The organism is Streptomyces sp. NPDC007162 (genome assembly GCF_040634175.1).
Classification (GTDB): Bacteria; Actinomycetota; Actinomycetes; order Streptomycetales; family Streptomycetaceae; genus Streptomyces.
In genome coordinates this window covers 1-3,685 of sequence record NZ_JBEYFC010000718.1, presented here as the reverse complement: position 1 = coordinate 3,685, position 3,685 = coordinate 1, and the positions used below count along the sequence as shown (strand labels likewise).

Below are 3,685 nucleotides of genomic sequence, written 5' to 3'. Positions count from 1 at the left end.
GTAGACCGCACCGATCCCCTTCTTCCCCAGCTCCTGGTACGTACGGGCCAGTTCGGGGTTCTTGAAGGTGGATCCGACCACCGGCAGCTGCCCGCCCGGCAGGAACAGCTTGGCCGTGTCGGGGAAGTACCGGAACCGGGTCTCGTTCGCGGCGGTCTGCGAGCGGAAGGTGTCGTCCACGACGAACCCCTTGTCGGCGATCCGCTCGGCCGGCTTCAGGACCGTCCCGAGCCGCTCGGTCCCCCACTGGTCCAGCGCCGACTGCCAGGTGGCGGGCGTGCCCGGCGTGCCGACGCTCAGGCCGCTGCTCACCGCGTCCGCGAAGGCGAGCGGTGTGCCGTTCTCCACGAACAGGTTCGAGTCGGCGGTCAGCGGCGCGGTCTCGCGGCCGTCGATGGTGTGGACGGTCCGGGACCTGGCGTCGTAGTAGACGAAGTAGCCGCCTCCGCCGATGCCGGACGAGTAGGGCTCGGTGACGCCGAGTGCCGCGGCGGTCGCCACGGCCGCGTCGACCGCGTTGCCGCCCTTGCGCAGTACCTCGATCCCGGCGGCGGTGGCGTCCGCGTCGACGCTGGAGACGGCGCCGCCGTACCCGACGGCGACCGGGCTCTTCCGGACGGCCGTGCCGCCGGAGTGGGCCGGGGGCGCGGCCGCCCCTACCGACACCACGGCGGCCGAGACCGCCAGGACGGTGAGCTTCCGCGCGACAGGGCGACGCATCCGCACCTCCAGTTCGGGAACGTCCGCGCAGCGTATCCGCGAGGTGGCGGCCCCGACAGCCGGATTCAGGGCACTTCATACGACTGGCACACTTCGAACACGGATACGTTCCGGCCACCGGTGCCCGCTAGCATGCGCGCCCATGAATGACGACCTGCGCAACATTGTCCTCGGTGTGGTGGCCGCCGGCATCAGCGCCGCGCTCGGCTGGCTGGCCCGCACCTATCTCTGGCGGCGGAAGCTCCGCCGCCAGCAGGCCTTCTTCGGACTTCCGGAGAACTCGGAGTCGCTGCTGGTCGTCAACCGCGATCCGGCCACCTCCGAGCCGGCGGTGCACCGGTTCGACGTGTTCGCGCTGCTGGAGCTGGCCGCGCTGATCAAGGACTGCGGTGCGAATCTCCAGATGGTGACGCAGGACAACGTCCAGCAGGGCTTCGGGGAGCGTACGGAGTTCTGTGTCGGCGGGCCAGGTTCGAACCGCCGGATGCTCGCCCACATGTCGGCGATGCTGCCCGGTATACGCGTCAACGTCGATCCGGAGCCGGGCCCGGACCGCGGCGCCTTCCAGATCGGCACCGAGCGCTACCGGCTGGATCCGGGCATCACGGAGCATGTGCTGCTCGCCCGGCTGACGGCGGGCCAGCGCCCCGACGCCCGCCCGGTGTTCCTGTTCTGCGGGCAGCGCGCGATCACCAACCAGGCCGCCACCCGCTACCTCGCCCGCAACCACGAACGGCTCGCCCGCAAACACGGCAACAGTTCCTTCGTCCTCCTGCTGAAGGTCGTCAACTCGCAGGCGTACGGCCCGGACGTCGTCGAACTGGTCGCGGACGTCACCCGTGCCGCACAGGCACCGCTGCCACCGGCGGCGACCGAGACCGCGCGCTCCTCCCACCGCGCGTCCTGAGTACCTGCACACTTCAACAATCTTTACCGGCACGTAACTTACCGGCGGGTTACTTCCGGTAAGGCGTCGCGGTTACCGTCTGGTCACTTTGCACTGACACGAGTGAGGAGAGACCGATGGGACACGGTCGTCGTACCACCGCTCCACGCACCACCGCCGCGGCCGCCGCCGCGGCCGCCCTGATCGCCGGTACCGTCGTCGGCCTGGCTCCGGCGGCCCAGGCCGCCGGCTCCGTCCGCTTCGTCGACATCACCGGCGACGGCGGCACGGTCCTGAAGGCGAACGTCGTCACGCCCACGGGCCCCGACGCCACGCACCACCACCCGCTCATCGTGCTGCCCACGAGCTGGTCGTTCCCCCAGGTCGAGTATCTGGCCCAGGCCCAGAAGCTCGCGGACTCCGGTTACATCGTGCTCAGTTACAACGTGCGCGGGTTCTGGCAGTCGGGCGGGCAGATAGAAGTGGCCGGTCCGCCGGACGTGGCGGACGCGTCCCGGGTCATCGACTGGGCCCTCGCCAACACGGCTGCCGATCCACGGCACATCGGGATCGCGGGGGTGTCGTACGGCGCCGGGATCAGCCTGCTGGCCGCCGCGCACGACAAGCGGATCACCGCGGTCGGCGCGCTCAGCGGCTGGGCGGACCTGATCGACTCGATCTACTCGGGGCGCACCCAGCACGTCGAGGCGGCGGCCCTGCTGGACGGCACGGCGACTCTCACCGGCCGCGAGAGCCCCGAGGCCGCGCAGGTCTTCAAGGACTTCTACGCCTCGAACATGGACCGGGAACAGGCCATGATCAAATGGGGGGCGAAACGTTCCGTCGCGACCTATGTCGACCAGCTGAACAAGAACGGCGCGGCCGTCTTCATGGCCAACGCCTGGAGCGACAGTATCTTCCCGGCCAACCAGTACGCCGACTTCTACGGGAAACTGACGGTCCCGAAGCGCCTGGAGCTGCGGCCCGGTGACCACGCCACCGCCGAACTGACCGGCCTGCTCGGGCTGCCCAACGACGTGTGGACCGACACCGAGCGCTGGTTCGACCACTACCTCAAGGGCGCGGACAACGGCATCGACCGCGAGCAGCCGGTCCAGCTCGAGTCCCGTACCGACGGCGGCTACGAGGGGTACCCGGACTGGAAGTCGGTGGGCGCCGTCCGCCACAGGCTCGACCTCGCCGGCTCCACCACGATCCACGCGAACGTCGACTCGGGCGCGGACGGCGGGGTGGTGCTGCTCTCCGGACTCCTCGACCAGGTCGCCAAGTTGCCCCCGGTCGCCTCCATCCCGCTGCTGCCCCGCCGTTGGGCCGCGGTCTGGCAGTCCGAGCGGTACGGCAGTGTGCAACGGGTGCGCGGCACCGCCCGGTTGCACACCACCCTGACCCCGACCAAGGAGAGCGGCACCCTCGTCGCCTACCTCTACGACGTGGGCCCGCTCGGCCTCGGCAAGCTGGTCAGCAACGCGCCGTACACGTGGTACGACCGGACGCCCGGCAAGGCGTTCGACGTGGACCTGGACCTGTTCTCCACGGCCTACGACGTCCCGGCCGGCCACCGGCTGGCGCTGGTGATCGACACGGTGGACCCGCTCTACATCGAGCACAACCCGTCCGGCGCGCAGCTGACCTTCTCCTCGCCGGTGAACGACCCGTCGTACGTGTCCGTTCCGCTGCGCGAGCAGTGATCTCCGGCTGCCGCCGGCCGGGCCTGGCCCTGGCTGCCGCTCCCGTCCACCCGGCCGGCGAACCACGAGAGCAACAGGTACATCCAAGTGCGATCGGCGAGATCACCATCACCACAGGGATGAACGGCACATCGTAGTCGAGGTTCGGCGCGGTCCGTTTCCCGGCATGGAGGAACTCCTCGTGGGTGGCGGGGGCGTGGACGGTGGGTTCGACGGCGCAAACTATCCGGCCGCGAGCGGTCCCTCGGTGCGACACGCGCCGCTCCCGCATAAGCCGTATTTACGCCGTGCTTATGCGGGGCTCGCGGCCGGGTGCCCTGGCCCGGCCGTCGATCAGGCCTCGGCGACCTCCGCGTACAGCTGCGAGAGC

The 3,685-nt window shown here is 70.1% G+C and carries 3 protein-coding genes and 1 pseudogene; 2 read left to right on the top strand and 2 right to left on the bottom strand.

The genetic code is table 11. From position 1 onward, the window contains the following. A partial coding sequence (locus ABZ646_RS42705; protein ID WP_360532050.1) for a gamma-glutamyltransferase occupies positions 1-720 on the bottom strand: 720 nt, incomplete at its 3' end. Positions 721-862: 142 nt separating this feature from the next. On the opposite strand from ABZ646_RS42705, the gene ABZ646_RS42700 reads away from it, so the two are divergent. Both ABZ646_RS42700 and ABZ646_RS42695 read left to right on the top strand, forming a co-directional pair. Beyond that, positions 863-1,627: a hypothetical protein gene (locus ABZ646_RS42700; RefSeq protein ID WP_360532047.1), complete on the top strand. Its 765-nt coding sequence runs from the start codon at positions 863-865 to the stop codon at positions 1,625-1,627. Positions 1,628-1,743: 116 nt separating this feature from the next. Beyond that, entirely contained in the window at positions 1,744-3,315 is a 1,572-nt protein-coding gene (locus tag ABZ646_RS42695) for a CocE/NonD family hydrolase (protein ID WP_360532044.1), read from the top strand. Between the two features lie 82 nt (positions 3,316-3,397). Here the strand turns inward: ABZ646_RS42695 and ABZ646_RS42690 are convergent. Next, positions 3,398-3,502: pseudogene (locus ABZ646_RS42690) on the bottom strand (amino acid ABC transporter permease); the annotation flags it as partial. Between the last annotated feature and the right edge of the window lie 183 nt (positions 3,503-3,685).